We start from the raw sequence: 18,990 nt of genomic DNA, 5'->3' as shown, positions 1-18,990 counted from the left end.
TTACCACTTCCAGCGTGTTGGCTTTTGACTGCTTGATAATACCGATACCCAGCAGGTTTTTGCCATCGCCCCTAAACTCGCTCTCTTCGTTTTCAGCCGTTAGCAACACCTCGGCCACTTCACCCAGCCGGACCAGGTAGTTGTTATTGCCGCGCTTTATTACCAGTTTGCGAAAATCTTCCTGCGTTTTGTAGCTGCGTTCTACCCGTACCGTGAAGTCACGATCATCAGACTTGATATTCCCGGCCGGCAGTTCAACGTTTTCCGCCCGCAGCACGTTTTCAATGTCCTGCACGGTGACGCCGCGCGATGCCATCGCATCACGGTCCAGCCAAATGCGCATAGCGTAATCGCGTGAACCGCCCAGTTGCAGGCGGGCTACACCATCAACCACAGAAAAACGCTCAACGATGTAACGGTCGGCGTAGTCGGTAAGCTCCAGCGAGCTCATGGTTTCGCTGTTTAACACAAACCAGGCAATGACATCCTCATCATCGCTGGCTTTAGAGACTTCCGGCGGATCGGCCTGATCCGGCAGGTTGTTTAGTGCCCGCGACACCCTATCACGCACGTCATTGGCAGCTGAGTCGATATCACGTTCTACGGTAAATTCAATGGAAATATTCGAGCGGCCATTACGGCTGCTGGAGGTAATATTTTTAATGCCTTCAATACCACTGATGCGATCTTCCAGCACCTGGGTAATTTTAGATTCGACAATTTCGGCCGATGCGCCAGGGTAGTTAGTACCAATGCTAACAATGGGCGTATCGATGTCCGGATATTCGCGCAGCGGCAGCATGCTAAAACAGACAATACCAAACACCAGTAGCAGCAGGTTAACCACAGTGGCGAATACCGGCCGTTTTACCGAGGTATCAGATAACCACATGGTTAACCTCCTACCCGGTTAATGGTCAGGCCAGAGCGCAGTTTTTGAATGCCTTCCACCACCACTTCATCACCTTCTTGCAGGCCAGAGGTTACTTCAACCCAACCGGGAATACGCTGGCCTATGGTCACTTCTACCTGTTGTACAGTGTCATCAGCGCCAACTTTATAAACAAACTGCTTTTGTTGCTGCGGCACCAGGGCCTTTTCTGAAATTTGCAGCGCCTGGCGGTTATCCAGCTCCAACTGCACATTCAGTAACATACCCGGGCGCAACCGTAAGTCTTTGTTGGGGATCACGCCGTGAATAGTAATAGAGCGGGTTACCGGATCCAGCCGGGTATCAATAGCGCTGACGCTGCCCGCGAATTTCAGCTGGCCGTAGGCGGCATTAGTAACGTTAAGCGGCATGCCAACTTTAATGTCGGCTAAATGACGTTCCGCCACACTAAAAGCGACACGTAATATGTTTAAATCGTCCAGCGTGGTAATCACAGTGCCGGCGTTTACATAAGCTCCTTCGCTGACCTGCCGCAGGCCCAGGTAGCCATCGAAGGGGGCTGCAATGGTCATCTCGGCCAGTTGCGCCTTGGCAATATCAAGCTGGGCCAGAGTCGTATTTACCTTGGTTTGTTGCTCATCGAGCAGTGATTGCGCAGTAGCCTGGGTGGTAGCCAGGTTCTTTAGCCGGTCCAGCTGGCGGCGCTGCTCGTCAAGTACACCTTCAAGTTCGGTCACGCGGGCGCGCTCTTGCACATCGTGCAAGCGGGCGATCACTTCACCCTGTTTCACAGCTTTGCCCTCACGTACGTTTAATTGAGTAATAAAGTCGCTGGTCGGCGCGACCAGCGTAATAGAGTGGTTTGAGATGCCGGTACCTAAGGAGTTAATACTGCGGATCATCGGCAGGGTTTGTACTTTGGCAGTGCTCACTGCCACACTGGCCTGGCCGCGGCGGGTATCGTTTTTCTGGCCGGGCATCCAGTACAGGTAAGCCACAAATAACGCCAGTGCGATCAGGATCACCCAGATCAGTTTTGAATGTAGTTTTGTCACAGTAACCCCGTGTAACAGCTAAAAACAAGTCAGCCTTATTGTATGGAAGAAACGCGTGTTTAGATTTCCTGTTATCGCAGTGCCCGGGGCTTTGGTCGCTTCATAGCGGCGACTTTGCACAACGCCTTAGCAAGGTGTAGATTAGTCGTATTGAACAAATACTGCACTGTTAGCGTCAAAATAACAGCTGCAGCTTATGCGGTTGGCGGATAATTTAATCTGGCCATGATAGTTAGTCTTCAAAGTGAGCACCAATGCAAAGCGAACCTAACCCTGAGGGGCAAAACAGTACCGGCAGTGTGCAGATTCCGCAGGCGGCCAGCCGTGGTGGTGCCGCTTTGTTGCTGCTAAGTGCTGCGGTATTGCTGCTAGCCCTAGTCAGTATTATCGGGATGAAGCAACTGGCCGGCTGGCAGGCGGTGCTGCTGTTGATGGCAGGGCTTGGCATCTATGCTGGCTGGGCGAAACTGGCAGAACCGCAGTACTTTTTGCACTATGATGCCAATGGCGTGAGTTACCTGCATCGTCATGGCAGCTGGCATCTGCCCTGGCACAGCTTTTTGTACAGTGGTGTGCCACAGCTTAACCAGCAGTCGCTGGCGTATATCGGTTTTCGCCTGACCGATTATGACGGCTTTTTACAACCTCTGCCGCTGCGCTTGGCCGTGCGGCTGATGACGGAGCAGCGTGAACTTTATCTGGCCGCGATACGACAGGGCTGTAGCACTGGACAATGTGCCGGTGAGTTGCTGGCGGAGGGCAGTTATTTCACCACCAGCAAGCAGCAGTATAATGGCGTAAAAGCGGCATTTGGCTGGCGTATGCAGCAGCTTAACCGGCAAACCGGTTTTGATGTGTTTGTTCCGGTAAGTTTAACGGAAACCGAGGCGGCAGAGTTATGCCGGCAAATTAATCAGGCCAGACTACAATTAATACAAAATACAGTCACCTAGACACTCTGGACTGTCTGTATCATAATATTGGCATTATCACAGGTTAAGTAGGGCAGTAAATGAATAATTACGAAAAACCTTTTCTGGTAAGTGGACGTAATACCCTGATCCATAAAAATAAAAAACTGGACTTGGTGGTAGTAAATGACGACGACGATCCAAATATTATCGTAACGCGCCATGGGGTGAAGTTATTCACTGAAAGCGTACCTGCCAACAGGGCAGAGGCAAAAGACCGTTATATGGAAGTGGTAGACATTTCCAGCTCAGATGTATTTGGCGAAGTAAAAACGTTATTGTTTATTCAGGCCATCAACAATAAAGAATACAAGGTGGATTACAGTAAAAAAGGTACGGATTTGTTTATTCGCATCCATCAGGAAAATTATATTTGATTTTTACAGGCAAAATGGCCCTGAACAGACAAACAGGGCTTGCCTTGGCGCCGGTTATTTGTTTCATTAGCTGAGCTTACGTGCAGTATTTAACAGTGTGAAGCCTTATGCAATTTACCGAGCACAACAACAGTATAAAAATAACGGTGCCAGTGACACTTGACGCGCTCAGTGCGCAAGACGTGAATATGCAGTTACAGGCTGCGGGTTTTGGCCGCTGCCTGATTATTCAGGAACAAATTACCAATCTGCTGGTTGAATATCAGCAAATCCAGCAAAAAATCAAAGAAAAATTGCAACCCGACGGTGTTCCGCTAACGTATCGCATTGCAGAAAAACGCGATGCAGAGCTCAGTTTTGCTATTGCTGATGATCAAATGTCAGCATCGGCCATTATTACTGCAGCCTGGGGCGGGGCGCCGGTATCGGCCAATGCGTTGGTGAAAGGTGCGCAAGAGGCTGGCATCGTATTTGGCTTTAGTAAAGAGCACATCATTAAGCTGGTTAGCCACGCCAGCAAAGCCGAGCCCGGTAGCAAAGTTAAGTTGATTATTGCCAAAGGACGCCCGGTTGAACATGGCCAGAACTCGCGTTTTGAAGCAGTGATCCCCGAGATGGAAAGCCGGCGCAACAAACCCTTAGTGCACTCAGAAGAAAAAGCCGATTTGCGTGATTTTGGTGTGATCCCGGCGGTGAGAGCCGGCGATACGCTAATACGCCGTCACCCGCCTACGGCAGGGGTTGATGGTATGACGGTAACCGGCTCGCCAATACCGGCAACACCCGGACAGGTGATTGAATGGAACCTGGCCGAAGGTGTTGAGTTATCGCCAACAGATGCTGATTTGCTGCTGGCTGCCCGTGATGGTTTACCGCGGGTAATTGAAAATGGCGCTACCGTTGACGAAGTGTTTACCGTTAAAAACGTTGATTTGGCAACCGGCCACATTATTTTTAAAGGCTCAGTGGTGGTAAACGGTGACGTCACTGAAGGCATGAAAGTGATTGCCGGGGGCAATGTTTTCGTTAAAGGTTTTGTCGAAGGTAACCTGATTGAAGCCGGCGGCGACATTACGATAGGTGGCTCTATTATTGGCCATCAAATTGCCACGGCAGAAAAAGACAGTGAATACAGTACTGAGCTAAAGGCCAATGGGGATATTCAGTGCAATATTGCCCAGTATGCCCGCTTAAGCTGCAATGGTAATTTGTACGTTAATAAACAAATTATGCATTGTGCTGTTGCCGCCGCTAAAGTGTATGCCGGGCCGGAAGACAACCCTAACGGTAAAGTGATCGGCGGTTATTATTATCTGGATTATGGTATTTATACCGGTAATCTTGGTGCACCTTCGAGCAGTAACATTTTAATACAGCTAAACCGCCAGGTAGATCCGATTGCCGAAAAGCAGGACGTGCTGCGTAGCAGTATTTCGGCAACTAAAAAAGATATGCAGGATATTCGTGAGCAGCTGGAAAAGCTAAAAAAAATCGAAGGCAATGCCCAGATAGAGCAGCGTAAGCAAGAGCTGCAAAAAGAATTTGAAGAGCACCGCGACGTAGCCATGGCACTGATTGACGATGTGAAACAGTTGGAGCTACAGCGGCGGGAAAAACTGGATGCAACCCTCATTGTAGTGCGCCAACAGTTGTTCTCAGCGGTTGAGGTGCATTTTGGTAAAGATCTGATCCGCAGCCGGCGCGAATATGGGCCATCAAAAATATTACTGATTGACGGCAGCCCGGCCATAGAGCCTTTCTTCTGATGTTTTCGACCAGTCGCTACTGCTTTGCGGTATCAGGTGCTGTCTGGCAGCTCGCGGCGCGGTACACTTAGCACCAGAGTGTTTGGCAGGTGAATGTGATGAAAGGCGTTATTGTCAGTGTGTTGTTGCTATTTTGCAGCTCGCTTAAAGCGGCCGAGTGCAATATGGCCTTTACGCACGGCATTTTAATTGCGCCTGACCATATCCGTATTTTGCAAAACAACCGCACCCATGTACAAATTAATGCCGACAAACAGTTGTTTATCCGTGGCGAATGGATTGAGCTTAACAGCGATGACACTACCTTGTTGTATCAATACAGTCAGGGGCTGCGTAAATTTGTGCCTGAGATTGTCAGCATTGCGGTAGATGGCGTCGAGCTGGGTTTATCCAGTATTGAGGCGATGTTTACCGGCATTGGCAGTAAAGCCCAGCAAGCAGAATGGCGCGAACTGGTGCGGGAAACTACTTTTCAGTGGATGTCGCGTTTTGTCCGTACTAACGAGCACTTTTACCTGGCGCCGCAAAGCCTGAACGAGCTGGACTATTTTTTACACGGTGAGTTAAAACCGCAATTGGATAACCTGACCCGTCACACTGTAGGGGCGGTATGGGGCGCACTGCGGGATGCGCTGCGCCACTCGGATAGCAATTTTGAGCGCAGCGACAATCAGGAATGGCAATCGGTTGGTGAGCTGGTCGACAAAATTAACCTGGGGCTGGATGCCAAAGCGGTAGAGCTGGAAGAAAAATCGGCGCTGTTTTGCCAGCGTATGCAGGAGCTGGATAAAATCGAGCAGCAATTGCAACAACGCTTGCCGGCATTAACCGCCTACGATGTGGTAACGCAAAAAGATTAACGCCGGCCAAGCAACATCTACACTACACCATACTCTTCGCCCAGCACCGGTGGCATCGCATTATCGACCTCGTCGTTAATGGCATCTAGGGTCTTTTCTGCTTCGGCCAGTGAGCTGACTTCTGCAACATGAAACAGCGCTTCGCCCTCATTGACCAGCGGCAGGTTATTGCGGCCGATAACAATGCCGGCAAAACTGGCGGTCACTGCTACCTCAAAGTCGGAATAGGGTGAGTAGATATGCGCCATAATGTCGCCTGGCTTGACGGTTTGCCCCAGGCCAACATAGTAACGGGCAATGCCATCATGTTCGGCGCGCACCCAGCTGCTTTTTTTCGAGAACAGTGATTTGGTTAGCGGCTTTTTGCGCCCGGCCCTGAGCATGCCTAAATCGGTCATTACATTAAGAATGCCGCGCACACCAATATTGATCGATTGCTCGTCAAAGCGCAGTGCCTCACCGGCTTCGTACAGCAGAATAGGAATACCCAGGCTGTTGGCAGTACCCCGCATGGTGCCCTCGCGGCTGGCGGCTTTAATAATAATAGGGGCGTTAAACACTTCAGCCATGCGCAGCGCCATTTTGTCTTTGGCGCTGGCGCGCACTTGCGGCAGGTTAGAGCGGTGAATGGCACCGGTGTGTAAGTCGATGGCATGGGTGCATTTTTTCAAAATTTTATCGGTAAACTGAAACGCCATCCGGCTGCCCAGCGAGCCCTTTTCACTGCCTGGGAAACTGCGGTTTAAATCGCGCCGATCTGGCAAATAGCGCGACTGCTGCACAAAGCCATAGGTGTTAACAATAGGCACCACGATCAGCGTGCCTTTTAGCTGGTTTAGGCGCGGCAGTTTCAGTAAGCGACGGCAAATCTCCACACCGTTAATTTCATCACCGTGTAGCGCAGCGGCAACCAACAGCACAGGCCCGTCCCGCCGACCATGAATAACATGGGCGCCGATATTCAGCTCAGTGTGGGTGTACAGCTTACCAAAAGGGATATCCACCACGGCGCGGCTGCCGGGCGGAATACTGCTGTTACCTAAAACAAAAGCTGCTCTGCTACCAGTTTGCATTAGCCGGTTCCTTTGGTATTAAGTTTACGCCGGGTTTTATGGGCGGCGACTTTCTGCTCTAAAAAAGCAATGCTCATGCCGGCAATGTCTTTATCAGTGGCGGTTTCTATGCCCTCTAAACCGGGCGAGCTGTTTACTTCCATGACGACCGGGCCATGGTTAGAGCGCAGTAAATCCACCCCGGCCACATTCAGCCCCACGGTTCTGGCGGCCCGCACGGCCGTGTCGCGCTCTTCTTTACTCAGCCGTACTGCCGAGGCGGTGCCACCGCGGTGCAGGTTAGAGCGAAACTCACCGGCTTTGGCCTGGCGCTTCATTGCCGCCACTACTTTATTGCCGATAACAAAACAGCGGATATCGGCGCCATTGGCTTCACGGATATACTCCTGCACCAGAATATTGGCATTTAAGCCCATAAAGGCTTCAATCACGCTCTCGGCGGCGGTGCGGGTTTCTGCCAGCACTACGCCTATACCCTGGGTGCCTTCCAGCAGTTTTATTACCAGCGGCGCACCGCCTACCATGTCTATCAAATCCGGAATATCACCAGGCTTATCAGCAAAACCGGTGACAGGTAAGCCAATGCCCTGGCGTGCCAGCAACTGCAAGCTACGTAGCTTGTCGCGGGCTCGGCTGATGGCGACAGACTCATTTAAGCTGTATACGCCCATCATTTCAAACTGGCGCAGCACTGCGGTGCCATAAAAGGTAATAGAGGCGCCGATACGGGGGATCACTGCATCAAAGCCTTCCAGCGCTTCGCCTTTATGGTGAATAGAAGATTTAACCCGGTTTACGTTAATGTAGCAGGTTAAAGGGTCAATCACCTGCACCTGATGGCCGCGCTCTTGCGCCGCTTCAACCAGGCGTTTGGTGGAATACAGTTCTGCATTGCGCGATAAAATCGCAATTTTCATGCGCTCTCCGATAAGCGGTATTTTTTTGCCTATTGTAAAAGCCGGCGCGTGCGCTGGCAGCAAGAAAAGCTGCCGCCAGCGCAAATATAGTTATTGCTTTTTAAGCCAACAGAAATAATGAGCCTAAGCCGAGGAAAGCAAAAAAGCCAATTACGTCGGTTACCGTGGTTAATATGACCGAGCCGGACAGCGCCGGGTCAATATCGAGTTTTTCCAGCCAAATCGGAATTAACACACCAGCAATGGCGGCCACCACGATATTAATAATAATGGCCATGCCAATAATGCCGCCTATTACCCAATCACCGAACCAGAAATAGGTGGTCACAGCGATGACTAATGCCCACAGTACGCCATTAATGGCACCAACGCCCAGCTCTTTGCGCAGCAGGGTTAAATAGGTTTTTGGCGTAATTTGCTCCAGCGCCAGGCCGCGGATAATCAGTGTTAAGGTTTGGCTGCCGGCGATACCGCCCATGCTGGCAACTATCGGCATCAGCACCGCAAGTGCGACAACCTGCTGTAAGGTGGCTTCAAATAGCCCTATGGTCCAGGCGGCTAAGAAGGCGGTTAACAGGTTAATGCCCAGCCACAAAGCGCGACGCTTGGCACTGTCAACCACCGGAGCGAACAAGTCTTCTTCTTCGTCTAAACCGGCGGTATGCATAAACTGGCTTTCCAGGCTTCTGCGCACGTTTTCCAGTGCTTCACCTATTGATAACCGGCCCAGCAATTTGCCCTCAGCGTCAACAACGGCCAGCGCGGTATAGCCAGAGCGCGATACAATGTCTGAACCCTGATCCAGCTCCATTTCACCTTCAACCAGCGGCGCGTCTTTATCGATCACTGTCTCAATCGGTAAATGGCTGCCCAGGCCCAGTAGCTGGGTAGCGTGCACCAAACCGACATAGCGGCCGGTGCGGTCTACCACAAACAGCGCATCGTGGTACTCGGCATCGTCAGCCAGTTGGCGAAATAAGCGGATGGCATCACGCACCTTGGCGTTTTTGTTGATAATAAGCATATCGTGGTCGGCATAACGACCACATTGATCTTCATCATACCCCAGAGCGGTATCCAGCCAGCGCCGCTGGCTGGCGTCGAGCCTGGAGCAAGCGTAATCGTAGATACGCTGTGGCAGTTCATCCAGCAGCTCAATCAGATCGTCAACATCCATTTCCTCAACCAGGCTGCGCAGCTGCGCTTCGTCCAGTTGCTTGAAAACGTTGTCACGCGCATCAACCCGCATATAGGTCAGGGCGGCAATTTGATCATCGCTGTGTAAGGTTAGCCAGGTGGCAACCCGTTGCTCTACCGGCATTGCCTCCAGCGCGATGGCAATTTCTTCCGGCTCTAACTGGCTCAGTTTATCGGTTAACTGCTCAGCCTCGTTCTCATCAAAGCTGTCGCGTACTATCTCTTCAATATCCAGCGGTTGGTTTTCAGCCATCTACCACTCCTGTGCCGGTATTACCACCAGCCGCGTATTTTAAACCAAATTAAACCGCCTACACCGCCTAAGGCCATGGCAATTAGCACTAAAAAGTAAGCATTAGGCATTTGCAGCTCAGGCATATACACGAAGTTCATGCCATAAATACCGGCAATAAATGTCAGTGGAATAAAAATGGTACTGACGATAGTCAATACTTTCATACGTTCGTTAATTTGATGCGAGGTGGTAGACAAATAGCCTTCTACCAGATCGCTTAACTGATCGTAGTATAAATCAGTCATGCTGTGCAGCCGCTCAAATTTTTCGTAAAAATCACGAATTTCGCTGCTGTTAAATTGTTTTAGTAGCGGGTTTTGTTCTTCATACAGCGCATCAGAGAAAATATCTTTTTGGTAAGCCAGATTGCGGTTGATTTTCCGGAGCACCGAGCGGTAGCGCATAATCAGTGCCATCTGCTCATCATTACCGCGGTGCAGCATGGCATCTTCAAGCTCACTTTGCTCATCTTCAAAATTGATCAGTTTTTCCAGATAACTGGCCGACACCGCCAGGATCAGCTGCTTTACCCATTCGGCGATGGTCGGGCTTTGCCCGGCTACCATTTGTGGGGTTAGCTGTGCCAGCAAGGCCGCATTGTGGCAGCGCACAATGCTAATTAGTACTTGTTTAGAATACAACAAGTTAACCTGAGCGCTCTGGGTGTATTCGCTAAAGTCAGCATCGGCATAGCCGCGTAAAATCAGCAAGGTAAAGTCGGTTTGTGTTTCCAGTTTGGGTGGGTGACGCTGGCGGCTGAAGTCTTCCACTATGGTGGGCATAATGGCAAAACGCTGTAGCACATTAAGCTGCTCATCGGTGCTGGCGTCAGTTAAATTTATCCACACTCTGGCATCGGCCGGTATGGTTTTCGGCAGTTGGCTTAAGCTTCGGCTATGCCAGCTTTGGCTTTCTGGCTCAAAGTAGTGAATTGAAATCATAGCATTTTCCAGCAGTTGCCTGTGTTTACAGCATACCCGTAAACCCCGGACGCTGGCAAATAAGCCGCCAGTGACCGATGGCCATTTTTTTGATCTGGCGCAGCGCTATTGCCCGCTACGCTTGCTATGGTTAGGTTAGCCTAAGCAACCCGGAACCTTTATGTCGGTAACTGAAGCGTATCAACAAACGGCAAACGAGCTGTGCCAGCAGTATCAGGTAGGCGTAACATCAGGCTTAACCGATGCGCAGGTAGTGGCTGCGCGCCAGCGCTATGGCGCTAACCTGTTACCGGTAAAACCGCCGGCGCCTGCCTGGCGCCGCTTTTTGCGCCAGTTTAACAACCTGCTGATTTACGTCTTGTTAGTTGCGGCGGCGCTGGCGCTGTTCTTGTCAGAATACCTGGATATGGCGGTGATCCTGGCGGTAGTGCTGGTAAATGGCATTATCGGTTTTGTGCAGGAAGGCCAGGCAGAAAAAGCGCTGTCGGCAATTGGCGCCTTGCTTTGCAACCGGGCCCGCGTGCTTCGCGATGGGGAAACGCGACAGCTGGACGCCAGCGAGCTGGTGCCCGGTGATATTGTGATACTGGAAGCCGGCGATAAAGTGCCCGCTGATATGCGTCTGTTGCAGGTGTATAACCTGCAGGTGCAGGAAGCGGCATTAACCGGTGAGTCGGTAGCGCTAAGTAAGCATAGCGATGTCCTGACCGGTGTGGTCGCGCTGGCTGACCGGCGCAATATGGTCTACAGCGGCACCCTGGTGACCCAGGGACGGGCGCTGGCATTAGTGGTGGCGACCGGCAGCGATACCGAGCTTGGCCGCATTAACCAGTTGCTGACGAAGGTGCAACTGTTGACTACCCCCTTGCTGCAGCAAATGGCGCAATTTGCCCGTTATTTAACCCTGGCGGTGTTGTCGGTCGCCGGGCTGGTGTTTGTACTGGGCTACTTCAGAGATTATGCGCTGAGTTATTTATTTATGGCGGTGGTTAGCCTGGTAGTGGCCGCCATTCCGGAAGGCTTACCAACTATTTTAACCATAGCCCTGGCCATTGGTGTTACCCGTATGGCCAGGCGTAACGCCATTATTCGCCGCTTGCCGGCGGTGGAGACCTTAGGGGCGGTGTCGGTGATTTGCTCTGATAAAACCGGCACCCTGACACTAAACGAGATGATGGTAACGACGGTGCAGTTAGCTGCTGCGCGGCTTAAGGTTAGTGGCAAAGGCTATCAGGCCAGTGGGCATATTGATGGCGTTGATAACGCCGCAGACCGCCAGACGCTGGACTGGCTGTGTCGCTGCGCTTTATTGTGTAACGACGCGCGTTTAACACAAGGCGCAACAGCAGAGGCACGGCAGATCCAGGGCGATCCGATGGAAGCGGCCCTTTTGGTGTTAGCCCAAAAGCATGGCCTGGCGCAGCGCGAGCAAATGCAAGCCTACCCGCGGCATGATGAGATCCCCTTTGATGCAGCGCACAAATATATGGCAACTCTGCACAGCGACCATCAGGGCCATGCTTATGTGTTTATCAAAGGCGCTCCCGAAGCCGTACTGGCCAAGTGTCAGGGTTACTACAGTGCTAACGGCGCTGTGGCGCTGGACAGCCATTATTGGCAGCAGCAGGTTAATCAGATAGCCGCCGCTGGCCAGCGTGTGCTGGCGCTGGCGGTGAAATGCTTAAGCCATCAGCAAACCCTGTTAAATGAGCGTGATCTGCAGCAGGGGGTGTTGCTGTTAGGACTGGTTGGCCTGATTGACCCGCCACGGCCTGAAGCCATCAGTGCTATTGCCGACTGTCAGCAAGCCGGTGTACGGGTAAAAATGATTACCGGCGATCATGCTGCAACGGCGGCGGCTATTGCCAGCCAGCTTGGTCTTGCTGATGCCGCCACAGTGTTAAGCGGCTATGAACTGGACAAGTTAACGGATACCGAGCTTAGGCAGGCTGTGCAACATACCGCCGTATTTGCCCGCACCACGCCAGAGCATAAGCTGCGGTTAGTCAGTGCATTGCAACAGCAGGGAGAAGTGGTTGCCATGACTGGCGATGGCGTTAATGACGCACCGGCACTCAAACGTGCCGACGTGGGCATTGCTATGGGGCAGGGCGGTACCGAAGCGGCACGTGATGCCAGTGAAATGGTACTGCTGGATGACAACTTTGCCACTATTGCCAGCGCCGTGGCGGCCGGGCGTAATGTGTATGACAACCTGAAAAAAGCCATTGCTTTTTTGCTGCCGGTAAACGGTGGCGAGTCACTGGCCATTGTGCTGGCGCTGCTGTTTGCCTTAACCCTGCCGATAATGCCGTTGCAAATTCTATGGGTAAATATGGTCAGCTCCATTGGGTTGGCGCTGGCGCTGGCGTTTGAACCGGCTGAGTCTAACCTGATGCGCCGCCCGCCAAGGCGGGTAAATGAAGCCTTAGTTTCGCGTTTTGTGCTGTGGCGTATTGTGCTGGTTTCTATGCTGTTTACCGCGGGCATTTTCGCCGTGTTTAACTGGGCCATTGCACAGCAGCTCAGTGTCGAATACGCCCGCACCATGGCCGTCAATACGTTGGTCGCCATGGAGGTATGGTATTTGTTTAGTGTGCGCTATATGCAGGGGCCTTCGCTGTCGTGGCAGGGGGTCAAAGGCACTCAGGCGGTGCTTATTGCTGTGGCTATCGTATTTGGCTTGCAGTTAGCCTTTACCTATCTGCCGTTGTTACAGCAGCTGTTTCACAGTCAGCCGTTAAGCTTTAGTCACGGTCTGCTTTGTGTGGCCGTGGCGATAGGAGTGTTTCTTATCCTGGAACTGGAAAAGTGGCTTAGCCGTCGTTGGCGTCAGGCGTAGCAACCAGGCACTGCTTTGCCGCCTGCTGCAGGATCACCGCACCGCTGCCCTGCTGGGCCAGGGTATCGTCCGGGTTATACAACGGGCAGCTGTGCATACTCAGGCAGCCGCAACCAATGCAGCTGGTCAGGTAGTCCCTTAGCCTCTGCAGATAGGCAATGCGGGCGTTCAACATGTGTTGCCAGTTCTTTGATAAGTCTCGCCAGTCTTCTACCGTTGGCGTGCGGTTATCCGGCAGCGATAACAACGCCTGCTTTACTTCTTCCAAACTAATACCCATCTGCTGCGCGGCTTTAATCACTGCAATGCGGCGCAAAACATCCGGTTTATAGCGGCGCTGATTGCCCGCGTTACGCCAGCTTTTAATCAGGCCTTTTTGCTCGTAAAAATGCAGGGTGCTGACTTTCACGCCACAGCGTTTTGCTACCCGCCCCACACTCCATGTTGCTTCTGACATGCATTGCTCCGATTTTACTAAGATGCAAAAAGTACTTTACCTTAACTTAGGTTTAGGTTTTACCCTGCTGGCTAACTTAATGCAAGGAGACCCTGTATGTATTTAGAACACGTTAATCTGGTAGTGGCCGACATGGACGCCATGCTGCATTTTTACCGCGCTGCCTTTCCACACTGGCGCATCCGTGATGAAGGCCATGGCGAATGGTATGGTAAACCACGCAAATGGCTGCATTTTGGCGATGACTACCACTACCTGGCGCTAAGCGACCACGGTGAGGGGCTAAACCGTAAGCTGGAAGGCCACAGTGTGGGGCTGGCGCATTTTGCTTATGTCACCAACAATCTGGCGGCGGTTATCAACCGCTTACAAAGCGCCGGTTATGCTATTGCCAAACCGGGCGCAACCGAGCCTTATCGCAAAAATGTGTATTTTATTGATCCGGCCGGTTTTGAAGTGGAATTTGTCGAGTATTTAAGCGATCTGCCGCAACAGCGCAATTTGAATCAGGACAAAGCTCTGCGTAACGAGCAGGAGGCACTATGAAGATCCTTGCTTTTGCTGCCAGCAATAACCCTCAGTCTATTAATCAGCAGCTTGCCCTGAGCACCGCCAGATTACTGCCGCAGGCCAAAGTGGAAACACTTAAGCTTGATGATTATGATTTGCCGGTTTACAGCGAACAGCGTGAACACGCGCTGGGTGTACCGGAACAGGTAACGGCTTTCTTACAGCGTATTGCCGTTGCTGATGGTCTGATTGTGGCCTTTGCCGAACACAACGGTAACTTCACCGCAGCGTTTAAAAACTTGTACGACTGGGCCTCACGCTCAAAGCGGCATATTTTTCAGCACAAGCCGGCGCTGTTTCTTGCTGCCGCACCCGGGCCGGGCGGGGCGCAGAGTGTGCTGCAAACAGCTGTCAACGCCGCCCCCTACATGGGCGCTCAGCTGACGGGCGCCGTGTCGGTTGCTAACTTTTATCAGGTGTTTGACCAGGACGCGCAACTGGTAAAAGACAGTGCCGTATTTATTCAGCTGCAGCAGGCTGCACTAAAGCTACAACAACATATCCAGCAGCAGGCCGCCTAGCCTGCTGTTTTTCGCTTGTGTTATTAACCCCAGCCCCTAGACTTGGCGTCAACTGATATAACGGGAAAGTACTATGGCCGATACGATAAAACAACACTTGGGCAGTGTTGCCCTGCTGGTACATGACTATGACGAGGCGATAGCGTTCTACACAACTAAAATGGGCTTTGTATTACTGCAAGATACCGATTTAGGTGCAGGCAAACGCTGGGTACAGTTAAGCCCACCCGGGAGCAATGGCGCTAACCTGCTGTTGGCCAAAGCCCGCAAGCCTGAGCAAACTGCAGTAGTTGGTAATCAGGCCGGTGGGCGGGTATTTTTGTTTTTACACACTAATGACTTCTGGCGTGACTACCAGGCTATGGTAGCTAAAGGTGTGCAGTTTAACGAATTACCCCGCGAAGAGCCTTATGGCACCGTAGCGGTGTTTGAAGACCTATACGGTAATAAGTGGGATTTACTTCAACTAAATGCAGTGTGTTAATTTCGGTGTAGTGACAAAGAGGCAGCCGGCCTATTGGCCGACTGCTTCTATCAGCTTGCCAGTTAGGCTGCTGTTGCAGCAATATACTCGTCGACCAGTTGCTCCAGTACATCCAACGGTACGGCGCCGTTTTTTAGCACCACATCATGGAATTTACGGATATCAAACTTATCGCCCAGCGCGGTTTTGGCTTTTTCGCGCAGTTCAATAATTTTAATCATGCCCACTTTATAGGCTGTGGCTTGCGAGGGCATCACGATATAACGCTCTATGGCTTTTTCAATAGCGGTTTCGGTGTTTGGTGTATTGTCCAGCAGGTACTGAATAGCCTGTTCGCGGCTCCATTTTTTCGCATGGATACCGGTGTCAACCACCAGGCGGCAAGCGCGCCACAGCTCCATGGCTAAGCGGCCAAAGTCAGAGTAGGGATCCTGATACAGGCCAATTTCTTTTGGCAGCAATTCAGTGTATAAACCCCAGCCTTCGATATAGGCCGTGTAGCCGCCAAAGCGGCGAAACTTAGGCATTTCAGTCAACTCTTGCGCGATGGCCAGCTGCATATGATGGCCGGGTATGCCCTCGTGGTAGGCCAGCGCTTCCAGCTCGTATTTGGGCATATCGCTCATGCGGTATAAATTAGCGTAATAAATGCCCGGGCGTGAGCCATCCATTGACGGCTGCTGGTAAAACGCTTTACCGGCTGTTTGCTCCCGAAACGGCTCTACTGCTTTAACAATCATCTCTGCTTTGGGTTTGACCAGAAACAGCTCATCCAGCCGGGTGCGCATATGGTCTATTACCGCCGTCGCGTCGGCTAAATACGCTGCTTTGCCCTCAGCGGTATCCGGGTAATAAAACTGCGGATCGTTTTGCATAAAGTGGAAAAAGGCTTTTAAGTCACCGTCAAAGCCGGTTTGCTGCATAATGGCGCGCATTTCGCTATGAATACGTGCTACTTCGTCCAGCCCAAGCTGGTGAATTTGCTCTGCGGTCAAATCTGTAGTGGTGGTGCGTTTAAGTGCATTGTTATAAAACTGCTCACCGTCTTTAAAACGCCAAACGCCATCAACAGTGTCAGCTTGCTGCTCCAGCTGCCGTAAGTAGCTGATAAGGCTGGTATAGGCCGGTTTTACACTGGTCAGTAGTGCCACGGTGGCCTCGTCCTGCAGCAGTTTTTTGCTGTTATCATCAAGCGCCAGTGCCGTTACTTTTTTACTGAAATCGGCCAGTAGGGTGCTGGGTTCGCCAGCATCAAAAGGCGCACCTTTAATCACATTTTCACTGGCGGAAATCACATGGGCAAAAACAAACTTAGGCGCGATAATACCCGCTTTGGCGCGCTGCTCTAGTTGTTGTTGCAGTTGGCTAAACAGTGCAGGTACTGCATTTAACCGGGCGATATAAGCTTTGGCATCGTGCTCATCACTGATGCTGTGCTGGTTAATCAGTAAAGACGGCACCTGCGAGTGGGTACCAAACATCTGGTTGACCGGGTAGCTGTACAGGCGCCATTTGGCATCAGCCAGCTCTTGCTCTAAATTACGCTGCATTAACAGGTAACTGACGCGGGTGGCGTCGTCTAACTTGCTACTGTCAATGGCCTCAAGCAGCGTCAGGTGCTGGCGGGTTAGCGCTAAGCCGGCGTCAAAATGCGCGTCAGACAGATCGCGCCATTTATCGTAATCATCTTTAATACCCAGCCGGGTTTGCAGCACAGGATCGCGCCGCACATTATCCATAAAAATTTGTTCAAACAGCGCATTGGCTTTTTCGTTCTCGCTCTGCTGTGGCTGCTGAACCTGCTCTGGTACAGGCGCGGTACTTTGCTGCGGGCCGCAGCCGTTTAGTAAGGCTGCGCTTATCGCCAATGGCAGCGCCAGCCGGCGCAAATTAAATGCTTTCATGTCAGTTCCCTGTGTTTTGTTTAACCTTATTCTACGTCAGAGTGGCCAGACTAACCGTCCAACTATCGCAGTTAAGCGGCGCTACACCCCACCTCGTTAAATAAACAGGGTCAGTAAATCGTTTAAATAGCGTGCGCCTTTATCGGTAATTTGCCAGTGGCTGTCGCTGACAGTTAGCAAGCCTTTTTGTGCGGCTTCGGTTATGGCCTTATCAATATGGCTCAGCGGCAAGCCGGTGTAAGCGCTAAAGTCGGCTTTGGGGCAGGGTTCAAGCAGGCGAAACCGGTTCATAAAAAACTCAAAGGGTCTGTCGTCCGGCTCGACCTGCTCGCGGCTGTCAGTATAGCCCCGGCTAATATCCATATAGCCTTTAGGGTGTTTAATCTTTACCGTGCGTAAAATGCTGTTACGCGAGGGCAGGGTAATTTTACCGTGTGCGCCACAGCCAATACCCAAATAATCGCCATAGCGCCAGTAGTTCAGGTTATGCCGGCACTGCTGGCCAGCCCTGGCGTAGGCTGAAATTTCATATTGTTGGTAGCCATGCTGCTGCAGCAGCGCCAGCCCTTGCTGCTGAATGTCCCACAGCGTATCGTCTGGCGGCAGCACCGGCGGGCGTGAGGCAAATGCCGTGTTGGGCTCTATGGTGAGCTGATACCAGGATAAATGCGGTGGGTTTAAGCCTATTGCTTGCTGTAAATCGGCCAGCGCACCAGCTATATCCTGCTGCGGCAGGCCATGCATTAAATCGAGGTTAAAGCTTTTAAGTGGTAGCTGCTGTGCCAGTTTAGCGGCCCGTATGGCTTCAGCACTGTCGTGAATACGCCCCAGCGCTTTTAATTGCGCCGTCTGAAAGCTTTGTACACCAATGGAAAAACGCGTCACACCGCCTGCCACATAGCCGGCAAACCGGTCGGCTTCTACCGTGCCGGGGTTGGCTTCCATGGTCACTTCCATATCGTCTGTGCAGTGTATACGCTGCTTAACGCCAGTTAGGATCTGGGCAATGCCAGAGGCGGAAAAAACACTGGGTGTGCCGCCACCGATAAAGATGCTGCTGATACTGCGGCCTTTCACTAAGGGCAGATCCTGATCTAAATCGGCCAGCACATGAGCGATATATTCCTGCTCCGGAATACCTTGTTTTACCGCGTGGGAGTTAAAGTCGCAGTAAGGGCATTTTTGTATACACCACGGAATATGAATGTACAGCGCCAGTGGCGGCAGTTGCAGCGCCACTAGTTACTGACCTGCCTGGCTGAGTGACTTACCTGGCTGAGCAGGGCGATAAGTTGTGCCAGTGCCTGACCACGGTGGCTAAGCTGAGCCTTGCGCTCGCGGCTAAGCTCGGCGCTGGTGCAGCCTTCTGAGGGTACAAAAAATACCGGATCATAACCAAAGCCGCCATTGCCGGCTGGCGAGAGAGTAATAATGCCGGGCCAGACACCGTGGCACACCAGTGGCGTAGGATCTTCTGCGTGGCGCAAATACACCAGCACACAATGAAACTGCGCGCCGCGCTGATGCTCGGGCACAGTATTCAGCGCATCGAGCAGCTTGTTGATGTTATCGCTGTCGGTCGCGCCTTCGCCGGCATAACGGGCAGAATAAATGCCGGGTGCGCCTTGCAGTGCATCTACGGCCAGGCCAGAATCATCGGCGATCGCCGGTAAGCCGGTAGCTAAAGCAGCATGGCGCGCTTTAATTATGGCGTTTTCAATAAAGGTCAGGCCGGTTTCATCGGCGTCGGTCACGCCAAGCTCGGTTTGTGGCTGCACCTCAAAATTAAAGGGCGCTAACATTTGGCTTAACTCTGCTACTTTGCCTTTATTGCCGGTGGCCAGGACGATTTTCTGACTTATCATGCC

The 18,990-nt window shown here is 51.8% G+C and carries 18 protein-coding genes; 8 read left to right on the top strand and 10 right to left on the bottom strand.

Annotation, left to right across the window (positions count from 1 at the left end):
- Positions 1 to 892 (bottom strand): efflux RND transporter permease subunit (locus RNAN_RS05240; RefSeq protein WP_040551706.1); only part of this gene is annotated, 892 nt, incomplete at its 3' end.
- Between the two features lie 2 nt (positions 893 to 894).
- Positions 895 to 1,947, bottom strand: a complete 1,053-nt coding sequence (locus RNAN_RS05235; protein WP_008219520.1) for an efflux RND transporter periplasmic adaptor subunit — start codon at positions 1,945 to 1,947, stop codon at positions 895 to 897.
- A 254-nt stretch (positions 1,948 to 2,201) separates the two neighbouring features.
- Here RNAN_RS05235 and RNAN_RS05230 point away from each other — a divergent pair, with 254 nt between their 5' ends.
- The 4 genes from RNAN_RS05230 (at position 2,202) to RNAN_RS05215 (ending at position 5,921) form a co-directional block, all read left to right on the top strand.
- Positions 2,202 to 2,900 carry a DUF2982 domain-containing protein gene (locus RNAN_RS05230; protein WP_008219516.1) on the top strand — a complete coding sequence of 233 codons (699 nt, stop codon included), beginning with the start codon at positions 2,202 to 2,204 and terminating at the stop codon, positions 2,898 to 2,900.
- Positions 2,901 to 2,959: 59 nt separating this feature from the next.
- Positions 2,960 to 3,295, top strand: coding sequence for a hypothetical protein (locus tag RNAN_RS05225; RefSeq protein ID WP_008219515.1), 336 nt, complete (start codon positions 2,960 to 2,962; stop codon positions 3,293 to 3,295).
- A 152-nt stretch (positions 3,296 to 3,447) separates the two neighbouring features.
- Entirely contained in the window at positions 3,448 to 5,061 is a 1,614-nt protein-coding gene (locus RNAN_RS05220) for a FapA family protein (RefSeq protein WP_237739893.1), read from the top strand.
- Positions 5,062 to 5,159: 98 nt separating this feature from the next.
- Entirely contained in the window at positions 5,160 to 5,921 is a 762-nt protein-coding gene (locus tag RNAN_RS05215; RefSeq protein ID WP_008219511.1) for a DUF2884 family protein, read from the top strand.
- Positions 5,922 to 5,938: 17 nt separating this feature from the next.
- Here the strand turns inward: RNAN_RS05215 and RNAN_RS05210 are convergent, their stop codons facing one another.
- The 4 genes from RNAN_RS05210 to RNAN_RS05195 form a co-directional block, all read right to left on the bottom strand.
- Positions 5,939 to 6,994, bottom strand: a complete 1,056-nt coding sequence (locus tag RNAN_RS05210; protein WP_008219509.1) for a succinylglutamate desuccinylase/aspartoacylase family protein — start codon at positions 6,992 to 6,994, stop codon at positions 5,939 to 5,941.
- A complete protein-coding gene (rimK, locus tag RNAN_RS05205) occupies positions 6,994 to 7,911 on the bottom strand; it encodes a 30S ribosomal protein S6--L-glutamate ligase (RefSeq protein ID WP_008219507.1) in 918 nt (305 codons plus the stop codon). The genes RNAN_RS05210 and rimK overlap by 1 nt, the downstream gene beginning before the upstream one ends.
- Before the next feature lie 100 nt (positions 7,912 to 8,011).
- On the bottom strand, positions 8,012 to 9,361 hold the full coding sequence (mgtE, locus tag RNAN_RS05200) for a magnesium transporter (RefSeq protein WP_008219503.1): 1,350 nt from the start codon (positions 9,359 to 9,361) through the stop codon (positions 8,012 to 8,014).
- A gap of 20 nt (positions 9,362 to 9,381) precedes the next feature.
- Entirely contained in the window at positions 9,382 to 10,344 is a 963-nt protein-coding gene (locus RNAN_RS05195; RefSeq protein ID WP_008219501.1) for a magnesium transporter CorA family protein, read from the bottom strand.
- A 160-nt stretch (positions 10,345 to 10,504) separates the two neighbouring features.
- Between RNAN_RS05195 and RNAN_RS05190 the strand changes: the two genes are divergently transcribed.
- Positions 10,505 to 13,186, top strand: a complete 2,682-nt coding sequence (locus RNAN_RS05190) for a cation-translocating P-type ATPase (RefSeq protein WP_008219498.1) — start codon at positions 10,505 to 10,507, stop codon at positions 13,184 to 13,186.
- Here the strand turns inward: RNAN_RS05190 and soxR are convergent.
- Positions 13,161 to 13,643, bottom strand: a complete 483-nt coding sequence (soxR, locus tag RNAN_RS05185) for a redox-sensitive transcriptional activator SoxR (RefSeq protein ID WP_008219496.1) — start codon at positions 13,641 to 13,643, stop codon at positions 13,161 to 13,163. The genes RNAN_RS05190 and soxR overlap by 26 nt on opposite strands.
- Before the next feature lie 96 nt (positions 13,644 to 13,739).
- On the opposite strand from soxR, the gene RNAN_RS05180 reads away from it, so the two are divergent.
- The 3 genes from RNAN_RS05180 to RNAN_RS05170 all read left to right on the top strand — a co-directional run bounded on the left by RNAN_RS05180 (position 13,740) and on the right by RNAN_RS05170 (position 15,218).
- Positions 13,740 to 14,189, top strand: coding sequence for a VOC family protein (locus tag RNAN_RS05180; RefSeq protein WP_008219494.1), 450 nt, complete (start codon positions 13,740 to 13,742; stop codon positions 14,187 to 14,189).
- Positions 14,186 to 14,734 carry an NADPH-dependent FMN reductase gene (locus RNAN_RS05175; RefSeq protein ID WP_008219492.1) on the top strand — a complete coding sequence of 183 codons (549 nt, stop codon included), beginning with the start codon at positions 14,186 to 14,188 and terminating at the stop codon, positions 14,732 to 14,734. Before RNAN_RS05180 ends, RNAN_RS05175 begins: the two co-directional genes overlap by 4 nt.
- A gap of 73 nt (positions 14,735 to 14,807) precedes the next feature.
- Positions 14,808 to 15,218, top strand: a complete 411-nt coding sequence (locus RNAN_RS05170; protein ID WP_008219491.1) for a VOC family protein — start codon at positions 14,808 to 14,810, stop codon at positions 15,216 to 15,218.
- Between the two features lie 62 nt (positions 15,219 to 15,280).
- Here RNAN_RS05170 and RNAN_RS05165 read toward each other — a convergent pair whose 3' ends face one another.
- The 3 genes from RNAN_RS05165 to rdgB form a co-directional block, all read right to left on the bottom strand.
- The gene (locus RNAN_RS05165) at positions 15,281 to 17,122 is read right to left on the bottom strand and encodes a DUF885 domain-containing protein (RefSeq protein WP_008219488.1); all 1,842 of its coding nucleotides are present in this window, start codon (positions 17,120 to 17,122) and stop codon (positions 15,281 to 15,283) included.
- A 96-nt stretch (positions 17,123 to 17,218) separates the two neighbouring features.
- Positions 17,219 to 18,361, bottom strand: a complete 1,143-nt coding sequence (gene hemW / locus RNAN_RS05160) for a radical SAM family heme chaperone HemW (protein ID WP_008219487.1) — start codon at positions 18,359 to 18,361, stop codon at positions 17,219 to 17,221.
- Entirely contained in the window at positions 18,361 to 18,987 is a 627-nt protein-coding gene (gene rdgB, locus RNAN_RS05155) for an RdgB/HAM1 family non-canonical purine NTP pyrophosphatase (RefSeq protein ID WP_008219485.1), read from the bottom strand. Before rdgB ends, hemW begins: the two co-directional genes overlap by 1 nt.
- Positions 18,988 to 18,990 lie beyond the last annotated feature (3 nt).

The organism is Rheinheimera nanhaiensis E407-8 (assembly GCF_000296695.1).
Lineage (GTDB): Bacteria > Pseudomonadota > Gammaproteobacteria > Enterobacterales > Alteromonadaceae > Alishewanella > Alishewanella nanhaiensis.
This window is presented reverse-complemented; position numbering and strand designations above follow the sequence as displayed.